This window comes from Gardnerella swidsinskii (assembly GCF_023277705.1).
GTDB lineage: Bacteria > Actinomycetota > Actinomycetes > Actinomycetales > Bifidobacteriaceae > Bifidobacterium > Bifidobacterium swidsinskii.
This window is the reverse complement of sequence record NZ_CP083176.1, coordinates 14,243-34,392: the sequence shown is the minus strand read 5'-3', so window position 1 is coordinate 34,392 and position 20,150 is coordinate 14,243. Positions and strand designations below refer to the sequence as shown.

Here is a 20,150-nt window from a genome sequence, read left to right as displayed (position 1 = left end):
ACGGGCATGCGCACTTATTCGCGCATTTTAGATGTGTTTTAATTATTACTTTTGCTTAGCAACATTTTCAGGTGTATCAATTTCAAATACGCCATAGCTCCAACCATGTCTGCGATATACTACAGATGGTCTCATAGTTTCTTTGTTTACGAACAAGAAGAAATCATGCCCGATAAGCTCCATCTCATACAAAGCCTCATCTATGCTCATAGGCTCTGCAATATGTAACTTACGACGAATCACAATAGGAGTGTCGCCAACACTTACTTCCACAGATTCACCAGGACCTAAATCGGAAGCAACAGCAGCATCTGCGCTATTAACCTCATTTTCTTCTGGCTCTTCAACAGTAGTCTCAATCTCAGGCTCTACAGCACCCATGTCTACAGGAGTCATTTCCGTATATCCACGACGATGATCCTTACGACGATCGCGAGTGCGACGCAAACGAAGCGTCAACTTATCAAGCGCCATATCTAATGCACTAAATTGATCAGTGCTAGAAGCTTCTGCGCGAATCACTGTGCTTCCTGCAACAACAGTAATTTCAACTCGCTTTGCTGTGTCAGCCTGCCTTGGATTGCCTTCATGAGTCAACACGATTTGCACGCGCTGCGCATCAGGCGCAATGGCGGTCACACGATTCATCTTACTTTCTACAACGTCACGGAACCTTTGATTAATCTGCGTATGACGACCAGTAATGACGATTTCCATGCGAAACCTCCCCATATAGACTCGAACCTTAAGCTCGATTTGTACAACCCGACTGCCACGATGCCGTCGGTTCTTCTATTATATCTGCTAAATCCATACAAACCTAGCGATTTATTAAATTAAAATAAAAAAATTAACGTTTATTACGGAATTTCTTATAAAATAACGAATTTTTTACGATATTAATATCATCTGCTATAATTGGGAAGGTTGAGGTTTCACGATGGCCGCGGTCACAATGTTCATTCGGAGTGGCTGAGGAACTTCCGGGCTCCACAGAGCACAATGGCGGATAACGTCCGCCCAGGGCGACCTGAGAGATAGCGCAACAGAGAATAGACCGCCTGAACGTTTCGTTCGGGTAAGGGTGAAACGGCGGTGTAAGAGACCACCGGACTTCTGGTAACAGTAAGCCGCATGGCAAGCCTCATTGGGAGCAAGGTCAAGCAGAAGACGCTTTAGAGCTGCTCGCTCAAGTCTTCGGGTAGACTGCTAGAGTTTGGCGGTAACGTCAAATCGAGATGGATGGCCATCCGCATGCACTTGTGTATGCGACAAAACCCGGGGTATGTGAAACCTCATCAACTCAACCAATAGCATATTTTCAACTTATATCGCTGATTCTTGGAGCGAAAGAAAAATCAGAAAATACTGCTAAGCATTTATTAAACGACGAATCTAAATCAATTTTTACGTTTGAATTATCAACTACCCCACATGTTTGCATACCAGCTTGCTGAGCTGAACATAAAGCTGTAGCAGAATCTTCAAAAACTACACATTTAGCTGGATCTACTTTAAGTTGATTAGCAATATCGATATACGTTTTAGGACTATGCTTACCTTTTTCAGATAAATCTTCTCCAAAATGAATAAAATCAAAACAATTAAAAATGCCAACTCTTTTTAAAGCTGGAATACACAAGCGTTTAGAAAGAGTTGTAACAAGAAAAAGCTTTATACCATTAGAACGCAAATAATACACATATTCATACGCGCCTTTTCTTAGCGGAAGATGATTAGCATAAGCGTCAAAAGCCATATCTGACCACTCCGTCATCAAATCTTCAGGAGCATCAGTAAATCCGTAATTTTTAATAACATATTCTGCAATTTGTCTAGGATTCATTGTTGCAGTCGTATTCGCAAAGATTGAAGGAACGTTCATACCACGTTTCGCAAAACTTACTCGATCAATATCATCCCAAACGCTTAAAGAATCAAGTAACGTGCCGTCAAAATCAAAAATCGCTGCAACAATAGACGAATTATTTTGTAAATCCATCAATGATCTTCCTACTTGCACTCAATAGCTCACGAGCATGTTCTAATGAAGTTTTTGATTCACTTCCATCAAGCATCCTAGCAATCTCTTGCTCACGCATCAAATCATTAAGCTCAATAACAGAAGTATCCGCAACTATAGCAGAAGAACTATTCTCACTATTCTCAACAAGATTTTTTTGTACTGCAAATTGTGCATCTGCAAAAGAAGCAACCTGAGCTAAATGAGTAACAACAATAACTTGAGCATGTTGAGAAAGTTGAGCCAAACGTTTACCGAGTTCTACTGCCGCAACACCACCAACACCAGAATCTACTTCGTCGAAAACAAATGTCATATTTTCTTCGTCGCAATCTGTCAACTTCGCAACAACAAGCTCAATTGCAAGCATAAGCCTACTTAATTCACCACCAGAAGCACTTTTGCTCATCGGCAAATCTGAAGAAGCAGGAAATGGTCGGAACAAAAACTCTACATCATCACATCCGTTAGAATCAAGCGGAATAGAACCAGATAAATCTTCGCAACGCCTATTTACACTGATAATTAATTGAGCACCTGGCATAGCCAAAGAATGTAATTCTTCACTAACTAAAGTGCCAAAATCATGAGCTGCATTTAAACGAGTTTTATATAATTCTTCAGCAAGTTTAAGAGCATCATCATATCGTTGAGCACACTTAGCACGCGCTTTGGCAATAGCTTCAGGAGAATCATCTAAATCTTCAAGTTCAAACTGAGCTTTTTCGGACCAATCAAGTACGTCATCTAATGTTGGACCCCACCTACGAGTTAAATCAGTAAGATCATGAATACGAGAATTTAAATCATCTAAATCTTTTTCACTTACATCGATATCCAACTGTTGAGCAAGCTGCATTACAATATCGTCAAGTTGAGCATGAATATCGTCAAGTTGATTTGCAATAGAATTGAAAGAATCATCTACACGAATATTTCGTAATGCTTGAGAAGCTTTATCTACAAGAAAACAAGCATCTTCAGATGATTCTGAAGCACCATAATCTATTTGACTGGAATCAAGGGATGCGAGCGCAATGCTCACTGCTTTAACAATTTGAGCAGAATTCTCAATTCTTTCTCTTTTTGCACGCAATTCCTTATCTTCATTAGGCAGCGGATTCACATCTCGTATTCTCGCTAACGATTCTCTAAGGTAATCTGCACGTTGTCGCGAAGAAGACGCTTGATTTTCTAGTCGATTACATGTTTCTTTAGCATCTTTCCACGCTTGATACGCACATGCGTATTGCTTAAGTAATTCACTATTTTTAGATACAGTATCAAGCAATTCGCGTTGTTTTGAATTTGTTGCTATACGTAATTGGTCACTTTGTCCATGAATAACTATCAATCGTGAGCATACTTGTTCAAGAACTGTTTTTGGTACTGCGAAACCAGAAATTGTTGCTCTTGAACGACCTTCTTGTGGTACTGTTCTAGAAACATACATATCTGATTTATTTTCGTCATTTTCTGAAGGCTCTAATTCAATACCGGATTTTCCAACAGCATCTACTAATTCACTTGTTTTAGGAATACTAAATATGCCTTGAACCCATGCTTCTTTAGCGTTTGGTGAAATCCTTGCAACTTCTGCTTTGGATCCAGAAATAAGCTTGATAGCACTTAAAAGCATTGACTTTCCAGCGCCTGTTTCGCCCGTAATAGCTGTCATGTGAGACGAAGGAGTAATAAGCGCATGTGAAATTGGCCCAAGATTACGTATTTCTAACTCTTCAAGCACGCTGTACCTCGTTTTATAAATGCTATATTTAATATTATTTTCTACTTAAATAATTCAGTTTAAAGAATTATTATTGTGCTCACGCCATCCAACTATTGGCAAATCAAATTTTGTAACTAAACGCTTCGTAAAAGGAGCACCAGAAAGTCTAGCTAATAATAGGTCATCTTTTGATTGACGAACTTGAATCCTTGACCCTTGAGGAAGAGCGCGCTGTCTTCTACCATCGCAACAAATCCAACCTCCAGAAGACGATTCATTAAGAATATCAATAGTAAAAGTAGAACCGGCACCAATAATTAGAGGACGCGCAAAAAGAGCATGAGCAGCTAATGGCACTAGTTGTAACGCTTCTACATTTGGCCACATGATTGATCCACCTGCTGAAAATGCGTAAGCTGTGGAACCAGTAGGAGTTGAAACTATTACACCATCGCAACCAAAAGATGACATTTCAACATCGTCTACTCGTATTGAAAGTTCTACCATTCGACCTCTGTCTTCGCGATCAAGAGTTATATCGTTCAACGCCCAATCACTTAAAGGCTTACTTTCGCCAGGAAGCCACACATCTACATGAGCTTCCATTCTCCTGTCAATAGTGTAATCCTTGTTTGCAATCCTACGAATAGCATCATTAATTTGAAAACTTTCAAATTCTGCCAAAAAACCAACATGACCAAGATTTATGCCGATAATTGGAACGGTAGTGCAATGCACTAACTCAGCAGCCTGAAGCATGGTGCCATCTCCCCCAAGCACCACAACTATTTCCGTATTTTCATCAACTATACGAGTAGTTTTTTTAGCAAAATCAGACACAGAAGCACTGTTGAATACGTCAACAACGAATCCAGCTTTAATAAGTTGAGTCTTGACTTGATTTACCACATCACTATGAACATCGATTCTAGCGTGAGTAACTACAAGAGCACGACGAGCCGACGAAGCGGAATTAGTATCGAAATGTTCCTGCATATACAGCCCCTTCGTACTGTTTAAACACAACTACTACTATTGTAATTGTTAGGATACATATTGAAAAATGCTAAACATTCAATAATTAACTTACTTCTCGTAACGCGCATAAAGAAGATACTCCGTATTGCCATGCGTTCCTTCAATAGGAGATTCGCAAGAGGAGATAACCTTTAGACCGTTTTGATTTGCACAACTTTTTATTGTTTCTAAAGCTTTAATTCTTAAAGTCTCGTCAGTTACTATTCCACCTTTTCCAAGGTTTCCTTTTCCTACTTCAAATTGCGGCTTAACTAAAAGCACAATATCTGCATGCAATTGAGCTATTCTAGAAATTACTGGAATAACAAACGTTAGAGAAATAAAAGAAACATCCGAAACTATAAGATTTGGCTTATATGGCAAGTTCTCTTCGTACACATCTCGAATATTTACGCCACTCATTTCAATTACATGTGAATTGTTAGCTATTTTTGGATGCAATTGACCATGACCAACATCTAAAGCTATTACAGAATGAACACCTCTTTGCAAAAGAACGTCGCAAAAACCACCCGTTGATGCACCTATATCTAGAGCTTTAGTTGATTTGGAAGTAGTTAAACCATTTTTAGAAAACGCTTCGAAAGCACCTTCTAACTTAAGTGCTCCACGAGAAACGTATCTAATACAAGATTGCGTATTTTTTGATTCGTCGATTGTTATTGTATGTGAATTGTTTACTAAAAATGAGGATTTCGTAATATTTCGATTGTCAACACTCACTACGCCAGCACGAATTAAACGTTGAGCAGTTGTCCTACTTTCTGCTAAACCACGATTAACCAAAGCGCAATCTAAGCGTTGTGAAATATTGCTATTTGAAAGTTTACTTAAATCCTCATTCAAAGTCATAAGGAAAACTCCGGAAGAGTATAATTTTCCATATTTTCACCGCAATCTTGCAAGCTCCATGCCAGCGCGCAAGCAGCTCTTAAAGCATTGCAATCGTTAGTGTTATTAACTTCAATAATATTATTATTCACAACTCTTGCTATAGCATCTTCACAAGTAAAAGTACTACCGTTAACGCGTTCAGGAGCGTTATGAGATTCGTTTAATCCTCGCAAGTCTTTAGAAACAAAACTTGGACGCAAATGTTTTGGCGCAAGCATAAGCATGCGAGGATCTGTAACTCCAGTAAGAACAAGTAATGAAGCATAGCCTCCTCTTGTTCCAGCCTCAATATCAGTATCTAAACGATCTCCAACTGCTAATGAATGTTCAATACTAATTACAGGATTCCCATACTCGTCTTTTTCAGTGTATTCTTCACATTCAGAATCATCATGCTTAGCATTAGCAGCAACCAAAAACCTTGCTTCATCATACATTGCAGATTCTGGTTTTCCAGCAGACGAAATAGGCTCTACACCCGTAGCATTAATAACAGCTTGAATCATGGAACCGCATCCAGGAGCAATACCATGCTCTCTTGGAATAGTTAAGTCGCGGTTAGTAACGAAATATTTTGCACCATGCTCAACAGCGAAAGAAACTTCCGCCATTTCTTGCCAAGTCATTTGAGGATACCAGCCTTGAATAACAGCTTTAGGATTATCTTCGCACGAATCTACGAGTTGTAATCCTACGCGTTGCACTTCTTGACGCAAATGTTCAGCGCCGAGAACAAGAACTTTGGATCCTTTCTCAACATTGCGAGCTACCATCCTTGCTGCAACAACAGAAGACGTTATAATCTGCCATGGTTCTACTTTTAAGCCAAAACTTTCCAGTTGTTTTGCAACAACAGATTGGAAACGCGAAGAATTATTAGTTGTGTATTCAATTGCCATTCCATTTTTTTGCGCAAACAAAATGGAATCAGACGCATATTCAACAGCATTTCCACCACGATATACAACACCATCTAAATCAAGCAGTGCTAAACGAAATGCATCGCTTAACGGACGATTACATGAAGAAAAATTCTTTTTCGTTTCAACTTGCATACTATACCTCATTTAAGTTTGCTAAACACTGCACTTAATTTAGATTCAAATTTTTCAAATATATTTTATAAATATCAACTCTCAAAGCAGCAAGTGCCCGGCTTACTTAAAAGCAGCCGGGCGCAAATATTCAAATGTTACGAACTACTCTTCGTCAGCGTGAACAGCACTCATCTCGATTGTATCCGTATTATCCGCATTCTCAGAGTTACTTGTCTCTTCTGAGTCTTCTAAATCTTCAGAATCTTCAGTTGCTTCAGATTCTTCATCAGCATATTCATCAGATTCTTCATCAGGAGCAAATTGAGCATCATCTTCACTCATGCCAATTTCATCCATCATGTCATCATTCAAATGCTCTAAATCATAGTCGATAACAATATCATCAGGATTTATATCTTCGTCATCAACATCAGCATACTGTTGCTCAAGCTTATCAAGCAAAGACTCTAATTCAATTGCTTCGTCACTACGCCCGGCTTCTTCCAAGAAGTATTGTTCTGCTTGAACTGCACGCATACGATACTCCCCAGGAAGACCCTTTGAACGACCCATTGCATGAACCAATTCAATAGCCTTATCAGCATGACCAGTATCAGCCAAAACACCTGCATAAACGAGGAACATTTCGGCTTTTACTTCTCCCCTTAAGGTTTTTGCTTCATCTGACATGCAAATTTCTAAAGCCTTATCTAGATTTCCCATACCGCGCTCGCAATCGGCAATAAATGGCAAATAATCAAGGTAACCATTCATTCGCATTGCAGTGCGGAATTCCTTAGAAGCAAGTTTGTAATCGCCCTGACGATAGGCCACAAAAGCTAAAGTTTCGCGAGCAAAATCAATACGAGAAGCTTGCTTAGCAGCCCACTTTGCATGTTCTAATGCAAGTTCAGGATTTTCTTCTTGCAAAGTATAAGCTGCAAGAATATGAAGACCAATATTTTCAGCATGCTCCTTTGAAAGACCGCGCAAACGCTCGCGATCTTCTTTAGAAAGCATTGCCCATTCCAAACCTTTTGGCATCTTAGGTTCACCAGGGCGACGTGCTGTATAAGGATTTTGAGATGGATAAGAAACAGTTCCGTCAGAATTGCGGCGTGGACCATCTTCAAAGCGGAAGTTACTACGCGAATTTGTGCTACGATTATCTCTGCGATCGTCACGACGATCAAAACGACGCTCATTATCTCTGCGCTCATCGCGACGATCGTCTCTGCGGTCATCACGGAAGCCACCCTTAGAGCCTTTATGGAAATCTTTATGGAAATCGCCATTGCTATGGTTCTCACGACGATTATCCCTGCGATCGTCACGATGGTTAAAACGATGTTCACCATCAAACTTCTTGTAGCGTGGGTTGCCACCTTCTTCACCAGAATGTTCAAAATCTCTAGAGCGACGGTCATCGCGACAATCATCTATACGATCAAAATGACGGTTACGATCAAAGCGACGATCATTATCGCGATTCTCTGAGCGGAATCCGTCCTTCTTAAAACCATTCTTCTTAAAACCACCGCGACGGTCATCTTTACGATCGTCATGACGGTTAAAACGACGATCACCATCACGCTTTACGCCAGAGTGGAAGCTCTCTTCACGGTCATCATCATTACGGCGGAAACCACCCTTCTTAAAACCGCCTTTATGGAAACCATCCTTATGGAAACCACCGCGACGCTCGCTACTTTTACCACCATTGCGATGACCAAATCCACCACGTTCACCAAAAGATTTCTTACCACTCCGCGAGTGTTCGCGTTCTTCGCCCATTCTGGCATACCTCTCATCTATGTGCAATTTTATTACAAAATCACATTTTAATTATATTCATAAAACAACTAAACATCTGCTGAAGCAAGCTATAGCATACATCAAGCAGCAAGCTTACAACAGATGTATTTTTAATAAATCACAAACATTTATTAAGCGCGCTCTACGGCACCGATAGCTTTCTTGCCACGGCGAAGCAAAGCGAAACGACCGTGCAAGAAAGAGCCCTCACTTAACACATCGTCGACACCACTTACACGTTCATTATTCAGATACAAACCGCCTGCTTCAATAGCACGACGAGCTTCAGAAACAGTGCGGAACAGACCAGCGGCAACTGCAGCCTCAACAACACGATCTGCAACTTTAGCCTTAGCGAAATCTAAACTACCGTCTTCAGCCTTAACCTTAACGCCATCTAAAGCAGCTTCAAGAGTCTGCTCATCAATATTGCAAAGATCACCACGTCCAAACAAAGCGGAAGAAGCTTCAATAGCCTGGTTTGTTAAATCTTCACCGTGAACGAAACTTGTAACTTCCCACGCAAGCACGCGCTGAGCTTCACGACTTCCAGGATCATCCTGAATTTGCTGAGCTAAACGCTCAATTTCATCTTTTGGCAAGAAAGTGAACACCTTAAGCAACTTAACAACTTCATCATCAGGCTGATTGAACCAGAACTGGTAGAAGCGATAAGGGCTAAGCATAGAAGGATCAAGCCACATGGCATTACCTTCTGACTTACCAAACTTACGACCTTGATTATCTGTAATAATCGGGCTAGTAAACACGTTTACGGATGTGCCACGAACCTTACGAATCAAATCCATGCCGGAAGTGAGATTACCCCACTGATCCGAACCGCCAAGTTGCAAAGTTACGTCGTAATTATCAAACAAGTACAAGAAGTCGTTGCCTTGCAAAACTTGATAGCTAAACTCAGCAAAAGAAATACCTTCATCGGAATTTAAGCGACGAGCCACAATATCCTTAGAAAGCATTGTGCCAACACGGAAATTCTTACCAACATCACGCAAGAAGTCGATAGCAGACATCTTAGAAACCCAGTCGTAATTGCTGACAAAACGAACAGGATTTTCACCATCAAGAGGCAAAATTCTGCCAATCTGCTTACGCAAACGTTCAGCCCAGCCAGCCACAATATCCTTAGAATTAAGAGTGCGTTCTCCGCTTTGACGAGGGTCACCAATCAAACCAGTGGCACCACCAACTAAAGCAATAGGATGATGACCTGCAGCCTGCAAATGGCGCATATTAATAAGCTGTACAAGATTACCAATATGCAATGAAGCAGCAGTAGGATCGTAACCGCAATAATACGTTAATGGTTCTCCGTCAAGCGCTTGAGCAAGCTGCTGCTCATCAGTAGATTGTGAAATTAATCCACGCCACTTAAGCTCTTCAAACAAAGAAGCAAAACCTGCTTCCTTGTAGTTCCTGACCTGAGCCATTCGTATCTCCTTAATACAGAATACCGATAAATATCGGGCGCTTTGCGCGTCCACAAGCCTTTCAATTTTTGCAGCACATGACGACACGCATAATAAAAAAGTGCCAAATATTATAAAGTACAATATTTGGCACTATAACGTGACAGCTAATAATCTAATTTTAAAATTATTTTATAGGCGAGATATAAGCAGAACCATCGCTTTTTGAATTTGCAAATTTATAATAATTATCCATTGCATTTTCAGCCTCTACAATTTGCTCTTTAACTCGTGCGAAGGCTGTACCGCCACGACCGCATCTGGCAGACACAGATCCAGCACTAGTCAATATTGTTCTGATATTCGCAATTTCTGCGCTATCAACAAAACCGCTTAGAATATTTGAAAAATCATCATCGCTTAAATCAGCAAGATCTCCCCCAATTCCCTCAGCTCGCTTTACACACAAACCAGACAAAGTATGAGCGTTACGGAATGGAACACCCTTTTTTACAAGCCATTCTGCAATATCTGTAGCAAGAGCGAAACCAGTAGAAGACTGTTCATAAAGTCTATTTAGATCAAATTTCATAGTTTCTACCATTCCAGCAAAAGCTGGAAGAAGCACTTCTAAAGTGTCAATTTGATCAAAAACAGCTTCTTTATCTTCTTGCAAATCGCGAGCATAAGCAGTAGGAAGACCTTTAAGAGTTGCCATTAAACCAGTTAAATCGCCTATTAATCTACCAGCTTTACCGCGAGCAAGTTCAGCAATATCTGGATTCTTTTTTTGAGGCATAATCGATGAGCCAGTTGAATAAGCATCATCTAAACGAACAAATGCAAATTCTTGAGTATTCCAAATAATAATTTCTTCACTTAATCGTGATATATCAACGCCAATCATTGCTGCGATGAATGAAAATTCTGCGACTAAGTCTCTACTTGCAGTTGCGTCTATAGAATTAGCGCAAACTTTAGAAAAACCAAGCTCTTTAGCTACTTCTTCTGGATTAAGACCAAGAGTATTGCCTGCCAAAGCTCCTGCTCCATAAGGGCTTTCATCTGCACGCAAATCCCAATCTATGAAGCGATTTACATCTCGTAAAAGCGGCCAAACATGTGCCATTAACTGATGCGCAAGCAAAATTGGTTGAGCATGTTGCATGTGAGTGCGACCCGGCATCACTGCGTCTTTTGCATTTTTTGATTGATTCAGCAACGCTTGGCAAACTGACAACAATAATGATGCAATAACGCGCGCATGCCTACGCAAAAACATACGTATTAAAGCTGCAATTTGATCATTCCTAGATCGACCTGCACGAAGCTTTCCACCAAGCTCATTTCCAGCAATTTCAAGTAAACCGCGCTCTAATGCTGTAGCTTCATCTTCATCTTCCTCAATGGGTGCAAAAGTTTCATCATCTACACGCTTTTGCAATTCATCTAATGCACAAGATAAATCAGCATACTCTTTTTCGTTAAGAAGACCTGCACGATGCAACGCATGCGCATGAGCTCTAGAACCAGCAATATCATCATCCGCTAATCGCCAATCAAATTGTGTGGACTTGCTTAGTTTCGTCAGCTCTGCTGAAGGACCTGAACTAAATCGTCCACCCCACAATGCAATAGGGTGATTAGTATTATTACTTTCATTATTTTCTAGTTCTGCGGCTGCTGCTTTTGTTGCATCGTGCATAGTTTATTACCTTTATATCTTTTTATATATATCGTATTAGTTGTTGTTTGCAACGCGCATATCTCTTGCTGCTGCAACCTTGCTAGACAATCCGTAGATTTCAATGAATCCATTGGAAGCACGCTGATCAAATGTATCTGAAGAATCATACGTTGCTAAATTAAAGTCATACAATGATTCCTCAGAACGACGTCCAGTAACTACAGCTTTGCCAGCATACATAGTCATTCGAATCTCTCCAGAAACATGCTCTTGAGTTTCATTAATAAATGCGTTAAGAGAACACACAACTGGAGAGAACCACTGACCATCATAGACAAATTCAGCCCACTTTTTATCAAGAGCACGCTTTAACCTATGCTGCTCACGCTCCAGGCAGCAATTTTCAAGCTCTTGGTGTGCAACAATTAGAGATTGAGCACCTGGAACTTCGTACAATTCACGAGATTTAATTCCTACAAGACGATCTTCAATAATATCGATTCGTCCAATTCCTTGCGCTCCAGCTCTTGCATTCATTTCTTCAATTGCTTGCAAAGGCGTTACACTATGACCGTCAATTGCGACTGGAATACCTTTTTCAAAAGTAATTCTAACTTCATCCGGTTCTTGAGATTCAAGAGGATTTTGCGTATAAGAATAGCACTCTTCAGTCGGAGCATTCCATGGATCTTCTAGGAAACCGGTTTCAATTGCACGACCCCACACGTTTTGGTCAATCGAATATGGGCTTTTCTTGCTTTGTTCAATTGGAAGCTTGTGCTCATTAGCGAATTCTATTTCAACATCACGAGTAAGTGACAAGTCTCGAATTGGGCTAATAGCTTTTAATTCTGGATCCAAAGATTGGATTGCAACTTCAAAACGAACCTGATCGTTTCCTTTGCCGGTGCAACCATGCGCAATTGTGTCTGCATCAAATTGATGAGCTGCATTCACTAAGTGGCGAGTAATCAAAGGCCTAGAAAGAGCAGAAACCAATGGATACACGTCTTCATACATTGCGTTAGCTTTTAATGCAAGCATGCAATAATTATCTGCGAATTCTTCGCGAGCATCGACAACATATGCCTCAACTGCACCACAAGCCAAAGCACGATTCTTAATTACTTCAAGCGCTTCACCGCCTTGACCAACGTTTAGCGACACAGCTACAACGTCTTGACCTGTTTGCTCTTTAAGGTATGGAATTGCTACCGAAGTATCGAGGCCACCTGAATACGCCAAGACAATACGTTTTTTATTAGTCATTGTGACCTCCCAGGTCATGTATTGAATAAATAAACAATAAAGAGCATATTATACATCTAAAATAAAATCAACAGATGCGCCAAAAAATTATTATATTTTTATCATCTTCGAAGAGTTATTATAAAATATAAAAAAATATATCAATTATAGTTATACATATAAAAACGCGCGCAGCTCAACAATGCACTGCACGCGTATAAATCTTTTCGTTACTGCAAAATTATTTTTTTAATGCAATATTTAATTAAATAGCCACAATATTTTTTAATAAATTGTTTAACGAGAAGCTACTGAAAGCATCCAATTTGCTCGATTTTCAGCTTCTTCATTTGAAACGCAAACCATAATAACTGTATCATCTCCAGCAACTGATCCTAAAATACCTTTCAAAGGCTGACGATCTATAACACTTGCAACATATTGTGCAGCGCCTGATGGAGTGTGAATAACAACAATATTATTTGCATGTCCAACTTCAGTGACAAGACCTGCTAAAGTGCGAGCAACTTGCTGATCAATTCGCACAGTATCCATAGCATGACGATTGCCAGTACCATCGCCAAGCACATACGCAATCCTGCCATCCGTTAATCGAATTTTAACGGCATTTAACTCATCTAAATCTCGGCTCAAAGTAGCTTGAGTAACATTAAAACCATGACGCGCCAACACTTTAGCGAGTTGAGATTGAGAAGTAATCACTTCTGCCAGTAACGCTTGTTCAATAGCGTTTAAACGCGCTGCTTTTGTTGCAGGACGTTGCTGTTTTATTGACACTTCGTTATTTGATTCTGCATCCGTTTCTGGATTCATCATAATTTTATCAAAACCTTTCATAAACATATTTTCAATTAAATATATACGAATATGTGTATACATATCTACATGCATAAAAAATTATTTATGTGTTCTTCGTCACACATATCTATTATGCATGAAAATGCTATATTTTATTTAAAAAATAGATGTTACTTTACATAAAAAGAAAAAGAGTTAATAATACAATAAATGCGATTATGCATACTACTATTAGAACGTATGCACAATCGCATTAACTAAAATATATTATATTTTACACTCGCAAAGTTGCGTGCAAGACTTCAGCAGCATCCGTAATCTTCTTACGAACTTCTTCCATCTCTTCGCCAGAAAGTGTTCTATCATTTGCTCGGAACGTTACGGAATAAGCAAGAGAACGCAAACCTTCTCCAAGCTGCTCACCCTCATACACATCGAACAACTCAACAGATTCAAGCAAATCTCCAGCAGACTTTTCAATAGCAGACTGCAATTCATTCGCTTTCAACTCAATTGGTGCAGTGAAAGCGAAATCTTGCTTTACAGGAGGGAAAGTCGAAATTGGTTTAGCTTGAACAGGCTTCATAATCATATTCTTAAACAATTCAGTTAAATCAAGCTCGAATGCTGCAGAATGCTTAGGTAAATCTAGCGCTTCACAAACATGTGGATGCAATTCGCCAACAACACCGAGATTGACGCTTGAACCATCTTCAGCAAGAACACAAACTTGAGCACTACGACCAGGATGCCAAGAAGATGGAGCATCTTGAGCTTTAAACTGTTCGAGAATGAACTTAACACCAATTCTCTTACCAACTCGCTGGAGTGCTTCAACAGCATCGCTCCAATCAACATCTCTATGAGTACCAAGCCAACCAGTTTCTTCAGCATGACCAGTTAGCAAAGCAGCAACATGCAAAGGTTGTTCCGGTAATCCAGCATCCAACGCAGCAAGCTCAGCATTAGAAGGTCTAACAGAACCAGGTAATGCAGGAATTGCAGGAGCATTTGGATCGCTAAAGTACACATGACCAAGCTCATACATGGAAATATCTGTTAAACCACGATGAAGATTGCGTCGAACAGTACCAGCCAAAGTCATCAAAACAGAACGACGAAGCCAAGGCCTGTCTCCAGCTAAAGGATTAGCAATACGAACACTTACTTCAGCAACTTCATCCACATTTTGACGGAAAGCTTTAATATCTTCCTCACCAACAAATGGATAGCTTAAAGATTCAACAAAACCAGTTTCCGCTAACTCATAAGCAATAGCTCGTCTAGTTTGCTGTTGCGCAGTTAAGCCAGTTCGACCAGTAACAGGAACAGCAGGAACCTTAACAGGAATCTCATCATATCCAACAAGTCGAGCAATTTCCCCTACTAGATCGCAAGGCTCATTCAAATCAGGACGCCAAGTTGGAGGAAGAACGGAGAAGGATCCATTTCCACCACCAGCAACAGAGCAACCAATATCGGTAAGAATATCGCTAATGCGATTCAAATCAACATCCAAACCGGCAACTCGCTGCACTTCATTAGCTTTAAACACAATCACATTTCGCGACTGAGTATTATTGACATCACACGGCGATGTAGATGGCTTAGCTCCACCAAACTGTTCCAAAAGATTTGCAGCCATTTGTGCAGCTGCTGGCTGCAATTGGGTATCAACGCCACGCTCAAAACGACGAGAAGCCTCAGAAGGAATCTTATGTCGACGAGCAGTACGAGCAATTGAAACGGGATCAAAGTGCGCTGCCTCAATCAAAATATTTTTCGTTTCACTCGTAACTTCGCCATACATGCCGCCCATAACACCTGCTAAGCCAAGCACGCGTGAACCATGGTTTCCACGAGGAGAATCGCAAATAACTAAATCCTCAACATGCAATTCATGATCTTTGCCATCCAAAGTCGTAAGATGTTCGCCCTCATGTGCACGACGAACTACAATTGGACCTTCAATTTTGTCTAAATCATAAGCATGAAGAGGTTGACCCAAATCAAGCATGACATAATTAGTGATATCAACAGCAAGAGAGATACTGCGCATACCTGCACGCGTTAAACGACGCTGCATCCAACGTGGGCTTGCACAAGTGGAGTCAAAACCGTGTACAGCACGCGCATAATATCGATCACAACCAGGTACACCATGAATTGGATTAGTATCTTCAATACTCACGTCAATATCTGAAGTCTTGTGACCTTCATCATTAATTTGCGATACCTGCTCATTCAACTTTGAAACAGGATCCGTATAAACAGCACCAGTTGAATGATGATATTCGCGAGCAACACCACGATAAGAGAAAGCATATCCACGATCAGGCGTTATGTTAATCTCCAAAATCGGCTTATTAAGATGCAACAACTCCATTACGTCGTCGCCAGGCTTCAACTCATCGTATTCAGCCTTAGAGAAGCCATATTCACGCAACAAAATAATGCCATTGTGGCTATCTCCCAAACCAAGCTCACGCTCTGAAGCACACATACCGTCAGAAATATGACCGTAAGTCTTACGCGGCTCAATCTTAAAATCTCCAGGCAGAACAGCACCAGGAAGAGTTACAACAACCTTTTCACCGGCAGCCATATTAGGAGCACCGCAAACAATGCCACGAGGAACTTTCTTGCCGTTCTCGTCAACATCGTTGTATTTATCTCCAACATCAACATGGCACCAATTAATAGTTTTGCCATTTTTCTGCGGTTCAGGAGTAGCGTCAACTACGTAACCGACAACAATTGGACCGGTAACTTGAGAAGTATGAATTTCTTCTTCCTCTAGACCAACACGAACTAAATCTTTAGCAAGCTGTTCGTAAGTTAAACCTTCTGGCACTTCAACATGATCTTTGAGCCAGTCAATATCTACCATTGGCATGAGTTTTACTCCCCCATTACAAACTGTTCACTGAAGCGCTTATCGCCTTCAACCAAATCATGCATATCGTTAATATCGTGGCGAAGAAGCAGAGTCCTCTCCAAGCCGACACCAAAAGCAAAACCGGTATACACTTGTGGATCTAAACCTGCAGACTTCAACACATTAGGGTTAACCATTCCGCAACCGCCCCATTCAATCCAGCCTGGACCGCCCTTTTTATCTGGGAACCAAAGATCCAGCTCAGCACTAGGCTCAGTAAATGGGAAGTAGCTTGGTCGCAAGCGGCTCTTTGCATCTGGACCAAACATCGCAACAGCTAAACGATCGAGAACACCCTTTAAATCAGCCATTGTTAAATGCTTATCTACAGCCAAAGCTTCACATTGATGGAAAACTGGAGTATGCGTTGCATCCAGTTCATCAGTGCGGAACACTCTACCAGGAGAAGCAATATACAGAGGAACTCCACGCTCAATTAACGCACGTACTTGATCAGAAGAAGTTTGCGTGCGCAAAACCATATTTGAACCGACAAAGCCTGCAGCATCCTTAGCTTGATTACCCTGAACGTAGAAAGTATCTTGCATTTGACGCGCAGGATGATCCGGACCAAAGTTCAATGCATCGAAATCAAACCATTCAGTTTCAACTTCTGGACCTGCAGAAATCTGCCAACCCATAGACACAAAGAAGTCTTCAAAATCCTCAATAATACGAGCAATAGGATGACGAGCACCTAAAGGCTTACGATTAATTGGAAGAGTCATATCTACAGTTTCTGCAGAAAGCATGTTAGCCTCTTCAACAGCTTTAATTCGCTCTGTAGCTTCTGCAAAAGCTCGACCAAAATCAGCTCGCAAAGTTGACATCACCTTGCCAACTTCCTTCTTTTGATCCGCAAGCAAAGAACCAATTGCTTTACTTGCAACAGTCATCACTGACTGCGCGCCAGCATACTTAGTTTTAACAGCCTTCAGCTCTTCCATAGTTTGAGCAGCTGTAACGCTAGCAATACCTTCTTTTACTGCTTTACTTACAGCTTTAATATCGAATGGCTTATTATCGGTCACAGCACCCTTCCTATCTGTGTTATACGTATATTCATTGTTTATATACGATATTGCAAAATATTGCCCAAAGTTATATTTTTCGCTCATGACTCGACATAGCCAAGCCCATAAGCATTACTGCTGCACTTGTTGCAAGGTTCATTGATTCTGCTTTTCCATATATTGGAATTATTGAAATATCGTCAACCTGTTGCAATACTTCTTTAGGTAAGCCTCTAGCTTCATTGCCAAATAAAATAGCCAAAGAACTGCTAATAACCTCGGAATTGACTAAAATTTTTGGAAATGGCACAGGTTTAATCTTGTCAGTTCCGTAAATATCAGCTGCAATAATTCGAATATTTGATTTTGCAGCGCATTCGAACCAGTCTTGAACGCTTAATTGCACTACAGGAAGATGAAATAGTGAACCTGCAGTCGAACGCACAAGCTTAGAATTCCAACGACTTACGCAATCATCAACAAAAACAACAGCATCGCATCCAGCAACATCTGCAACGCGAATAATAGCACCAGCATTGCCAGGATCTCTTACCTGCCAGCAAGCTGCAATACGAAGAGGCTTAAAATCGTTTTTTGATTTTACTTGTGCTGATTGTTGCAAATTTTTAAACTCACTAAAATAGATATCATCTAAAGATTTCGAATTAGCAACCGCAACAATTCCCTGTGAATCAGCACTAATTTTTTGCATAATACTCGGTTCAACAGGATGAACATAACAAGATCGAGATAAAGCTTCTTTAACTATTTCCCGCAAAGAAGAAAATTGGGAACTTTTCTTTTCATTACCTTCACAAGCATCTTTAGTAACATAAATATCACATAACGAATCTGTGGCATAACGTACAGCTTCGCGCACACTTTGCGGACCTTCAACTAAAAAACGCTGCAAATCATGCGACTTTGCGCGACCTAAAGAAACGAGTCTGCGCACGCGCTCACTGTGAGTATTATCAATTAGTTCTTTTAACGGCATAAATATAACTTTACTTCAAAAACGATTACGACACAGGAAATACACATTCACAGATTTATGCAAACCTGCCACATTCATTGCAACAAAACTTATAAGCAAAACCTTATAAACTCTATTCATGATGCTCTGAAGCACTGGAAGTTGTATAGCCTTTAGGCTCAAGTTGAAAAGTAGTGTGAGACACAGAAACAGGAAAATGTTCGCGTAAGCAGTCCTGAAGCTGAGAAAGCACATGAGAGCATTGAGACATTGTCATATTAGGATCCACAACAACATGTGCCATAAAAATCGGCATACCAGTAGAGACAGTACTAGCGTGCAAATCATGAACTGCAAGAACATGAGGAACATGCTCTAGATGTTCACGAACTTTGTTTAAATCAAGACCTTCAGGAGTCTGCTCAAGAAGAACCTTAACAGCATTCTTAAGAAGCTTTAACGCACGAGGAATCATAAGAAGCGCAATAATACCGCCAGCTAAAGCATCAAAACCTGCCCAACCTGTACTCATCATTACAATAGCTGAGACTACAACTGCAACAGATCCAAGAGCATCGTTCATAACCTCAAGAAAAGCAGCACGCATATTCATATTGTCTTGCGATTGAGACATAAGAATTACAAGAGAACCTAAATTCGCAGCTAAACCAAGGATACCAAAGAATAGCAGCTGATTTACATCGTGAATGCCTTGATGGCCACTACCAAAAAGACGCATTCCAGCTTCAACAAGAGCATACACTCCTACAAGCAGTAAAATAAGAGCTCCCGCAGCAGCTGTAATAACCTCAAGACGCGCCCAACCCCACGTGCGCTTACTATTTGGACGACGACGCATAAGAATTGCAGTAACTGTTGAAGCTGCAAGAACCGAAATGTCTGTAAGCATATGACCTGCGTCTATAAGAAGCGACAAGGAATTGGTTATGAAAGAACCAATTACCTCAGCAAAGAACACAGTTGCAGTAAGAGAAAGCGTAAGAAGCAAACGATGCTGATGTGCATGACTTGCGTGAATTGCTTCTGCTTGGGAAGCTGCGTTGGCATTATTGTAATTAGTATCGGAAGAGTTGACATTTGCATTCACACTGCTTGAGCGTGAACCAGTGCCGTTAGTTTGAATTACATCGTTATGATTATGCACTTTCCAACCTCCTAAAATATTAAAATATTTGGGCGATATCGTTTCTCAATATCATTCGCATTTTGCCTTATACGCAATGAACCCCAGCCTAAGCCGGGGTTCACTATTATCAATTACTTTGTCTATAACTATGTAATCACAAGCTGTCAACATGCACGCATTATGGGTTATAGGTAAAACCAACAGAAAAGCAAAAGGCGCCACACAGCTAAAAACTGTGCAGCGCTTTGTTTGTGCCTCCGGTGGGACTCGGACCCACAAGCCCGTAAGGGCGTCAGATTTTAAGTCTGATGCGTATGCCAATTCCGCCACAGAGGCAGCAATCACTTATTATGCCA

15 protein-coding genes, 1 tRNA gene and 1 other RNA gene are annotated in these 20,150 nt (G+C 40.6%); 1 reads left to right on the top strand and 16 read right to left on the bottom strand.

Annotated elements, in window-relative coordinates:
• Positions 1 to 45: 45 nt before the first annotated feature.
• Complete coding sequence (hpf, locus tag K9E37_RS00140; RefSeq protein WP_004106803.1) at positions 46 to 717, bottom strand: ribosome hibernation-promoting factor, HPF/YfiA family; 672 nt, start codon at positions 715 to 717, stop codon at positions 46 to 48.
• A 211-nt stretch (positions 718 to 928) separates the two neighbouring features.
• On the opposite strand from hpf, the gene rnpB reads away from it, so the two are divergent.
• Positions 929 to 1,302, top strand: an RNA gene (gene rnpB / locus K9E37_RS00135) — RNase P RNA component class A.
• Positions 1,303 to 1,321: 19 nt separating this feature from the next.
• Here rnpB and K9E37_RS00130 read toward each other — a convergent pair.
• The 15 genes from K9E37_RS00130 to K9E37_RS00060 all read right to left on the bottom strand — a co-directional run bounded on the left by K9E37_RS00130 (position 1,322) and on the right by K9E37_RS00060 (position 20,130).
• Positions 1,322 to 2,002: an HAD family hydrolase gene (locus K9E37_RS00130; RefSeq protein ID WP_248893300.1), complete on the bottom strand. Its 681-nt coding sequence runs from the start codon at positions 2,000 to 2,002 to the stop codon at positions 1,322 to 1,324.
• Positions 1,986 to 3,770, bottom strand: a complete 1,785-nt coding sequence (recN, locus tag K9E37_RS00125) for a DNA repair protein RecN (RefSeq protein ID WP_012914108.1) — start codon at positions 3,768 to 3,770, stop codon at positions 1,986 to 1,988. Before recN ends, K9E37_RS00130 begins: the two co-directional genes overlap by 17 nt.
• Before the next feature lie 54 nt (positions 3,771 to 3,824).
• Positions 3,825 to 4,748 (bottom strand): NAD kinase, encoded by a 924-nt coding sequence (locus tag K9E37_RS00120; protein WP_012914107.1) that lies wholly within the window; start codon positions 4,746 to 4,748, stop codon positions 3,825 to 3,827.
• 90 nt (positions 4,749 to 4,838) lie between these two features.
• The gene (locus K9E37_RS00115) at positions 4,839 to 5,642 is read right to left on the bottom strand and encodes a TlyA family RNA methyltransferase (protein ID WP_012914106.1); all 804 of its coding nucleotides are present in this window, start codon (positions 5,640 to 5,642) and stop codon (positions 4,839 to 4,841) included.
• Positions 5,639 to 6,739, bottom strand: a complete 1,101-nt coding sequence (locus K9E37_RS00110; RefSeq protein ID WP_012914105.1) for an HAD-IIA family hydrolase — start codon at positions 6,737 to 6,739, stop codon at positions 5,639 to 5,641. The genes K9E37_RS00115 and K9E37_RS00110 overlap by 4 nt, the downstream gene beginning before the upstream one ends.
• Positions 6,740 to 6,883: 144 nt before the next feature.
• Positions 6,884 to 8,515, bottom strand: coding sequence for a tetratricopeptide repeat protein (locus tag K9E37_RS00105; RefSeq protein WP_012914104.1), 1,632 nt, complete (start codon positions 8,513 to 8,515; stop codon positions 6,884 to 6,886).
• 152 nt (positions 8,516 to 8,667) lie between these two features.
• Positions 8,668 to 9,987 carry a tyrosine--tRNA ligase gene (gene tyrS / locus K9E37_RS00100; protein WP_012914103.1) on the bottom strand — a complete coding sequence of 440 codons (1,320 nt, stop codon included), beginning with the start codon at positions 9,985 to 9,987 and terminating at the stop codon, positions 8,668 to 8,670.
• Positions 9,988 to 10,153: 166 nt separating this feature from the next.
• Positions 10,154 to 11,671, bottom strand: coding sequence for an argininosuccinate lyase (gene argH, locus K9E37_RS00095; protein WP_012914102.1), 1,518 nt, complete (start codon positions 11,669 to 11,671; stop codon positions 10,154 to 10,156).
• Positions 11,672 to 11,707: 36 nt separating this feature from the next.
• A complete protein-coding gene (locus K9E37_RS00090; protein ID WP_012914101.1) occupies positions 11,708 to 12,922 on the bottom strand; it encodes an argininosuccinate synthase in 1,215 nt (404 codons plus the stop codon).
• Positions 12,923 to 13,198: 276 nt separating this feature from the next.
• On the bottom strand, positions 13,199 to 13,738 hold the full coding sequence (locus tag K9E37_RS00085) for an arginine repressor (protein WP_032842537.1): 540 nt from the start codon (positions 13,736 to 13,738) through the stop codon (positions 13,199 to 13,201).
• Positions 13,739 to 13,994: 256 nt separating this feature from the next.
• Positions 13,995 to 16,616, bottom strand: a complete 2,622-nt coding sequence (gene pheT / locus K9E37_RS00080) for a phenylalanine--tRNA ligase subunit beta (protein WP_248893297.1) — start codon at positions 16,614 to 16,616, stop codon at positions 13,995 to 13,997.
• 5 nt (positions 16,617 to 16,621) lie between these two features.
• Complete coding sequence (pheS, locus tag K9E37_RS00075; RefSeq protein ID WP_041160572.1) at positions 16,622 to 17,689, bottom strand: phenylalanine--tRNA ligase subunit alpha; 1,068 nt, start codon at positions 17,687 to 17,689, stop codon at positions 16,622 to 16,624.
• 70 nt (positions 17,690 to 17,759) lie between these two features.
• Positions 17,760 to 18,668, bottom strand: coding sequence for a TrmH family RNA methyltransferase (locus tag K9E37_RS00070; protein WP_012914098.1), 909 nt, complete (start codon positions 18,666 to 18,668; stop codon positions 17,760 to 17,762).
• Positions 18,669 to 18,780: 112 nt separating this feature from the next.
• Positions 18,781 to 19,755 (bottom strand): cation diffusion facilitator family transporter, encoded by a 975-nt coding sequence (locus tag K9E37_RS00065; RefSeq protein ID WP_415685259.1) that lies wholly within the window; start codon positions 19,753 to 19,755, stop codon positions 18,781 to 18,783.
• A gap of 291 nt (positions 19,756 to 20,046) precedes the next feature.
• A tRNA-Leu gene (locus K9E37_RS00060) sits at positions 20,047 to 20,130 on the bottom strand.
• Positions 20,131 to 20,150: the final 20 nt, after the last annotated feature.

What these genes read in the sequence shown, in the direction of transcription:
- pheT (WP_248893297.1), bottom strand. Translation starts at nt 16,616, where the DNA reads ATGCCAATGGTAGATATTGACTGGCTCAAAGATCATGTTGAAGTGCCA.
- argH (WP_012914102.1), bottom strand. Translation starts at nt 11,671, where the DNA reads ATGCACGATGCAACAAAAGCAGCAGCCGCAGAACTAGAAAATAATGAA.
- K9E37_RS00130 (WP_248893300.1), bottom strand. Translation starts at nt 2,002, where the DNA reads ATGGATTTACAAAATAATTCGTCTATTGTTGCAGCGATTTTTGATTTT.
- K9E37_RS00115 (WP_012914106.1), bottom strand. Translation starts at nt 5,642, where the DNA reads ATGACTTTGAATGAGGATTTAAGTAAACTTTCAAATAGCAATATTTCA.
- hpf (WP_004106803.1), bottom strand. Translation starts at nt 717, where the DNA reads ATGGAAATCGTCATTACTGGTCGTCATACGCAGATTAATCAAAGGTTC.
- K9E37_RS00090 (WP_012914101.1), bottom strand. Translation starts at nt 12,922, where the DNA reads ATGACTAATAAAAAACGTATTGTCTTGGCGTATTCAGGTGGCCTCGAT.
- tyrS (WP_012914103.1), bottom strand. Translation starts at nt 9,987, where the DNA reads ATGGCTCAGGTCAGGAACTACAAGGAAGCAGGTTTTGCTTCTTTGTTT.
- K9E37_RS00120 (WP_012914107.1), bottom strand. Translation starts at nt 4,748, where the DNA reads ATGCAGGAACATTTCGATACTAATTCCGCTTCGTCGGCTCGTCGTGCT.
- K9E37_RS00110 (WP_012914105.1), bottom strand. Translation starts at nt 6,739, where the DNA reads ATGCAAGTTGAAACGAAAAAGAATTTTTCTTCATGTAATCGTCCGTTA.
- K9E37_RS00070 (WP_012914098.1), bottom strand. Translation starts at nt 18,668, where the DNA reads ATGCCGTTAAAAGAACTAATTGATAATACTCACAGTGAGCGCGTGCGC.
- K9E37_RS00105 (WP_012914104.1), bottom strand. Translation starts at nt 8,515, where the DNA reads ATGGGCGAAGAACGCGAACACTCGCGGAGTGGTAAGAAATCTTTTGGT.
- K9E37_RS00085 (WP_032842537.1), bottom strand. Translation starts at nt 13,738, where the DNA reads ATGATGAATCCAGAAACGGATGCAGAATCAAATAACGAAGTGTCAATA.